1 protein-coding gene is annotated in these 531 nt (G+C 68.4%); it reads left to right on the forward strand.

Annotated elements, in window-relative coordinates; all coding sequences use genetic code 11:
- The coding region (locus tag ACYQ2W_RS26550) for a DDE-type integrase/transposase/recombinase (RefSeq protein ID WP_459874126.1) at positions 1-531 on the forward strand (531 nt) is incomplete at both ends.

Genomic DNA, 531 nt, shown 5'->3' on the forward strand with positions numbered 1-531 from the left:
CCCCTCGACCGTCCACCGCCTGTTCTCCCGCGAGGGGCTGATGGCCAAGTCGCTCAACCCACCAGCCGATCTCGACCGGCGCCGCTTCGCCTTCGAGCACGCCGGCCAGCTCTGGAGCAGCGACGTGATGCATGGACCCGCGGTCCGCACCAACGACGGCCGGCGGCGCAAGGCCTACCTCATCGCCTTCCTCGACGATGCCACCCGCGTGATTCCCTATGCCGCCTTCGCCCTGGCCGAGAGCACCCGCAGCTTCCTGCCGGTGTTCAAACAGGCCATTCTCCGCCGCGCGCTGCCCGAGCGGCTCTACGTCGATAACGGCGCCAACTACCGCTCGCGTCACCTCGCCCTGGTCTGTGCCAAGCTCGGTGTAGCGTTGATCCACGCACGCCCCTACCGGCCCCAGGGCAAGGGCAAGATCGAACGGTTCTTCCGCACCGTGCGCGCCCAGTTGTTGACCCGCCTGACCCCCGACGACACCGCCTCCCTGGAGCAGCTCAATCGCCGTCTTTGGGGCTGGATCGAGGGCGA

Source organism: Endothiovibrio diazotrophicus (assembly GCF_054657215.1).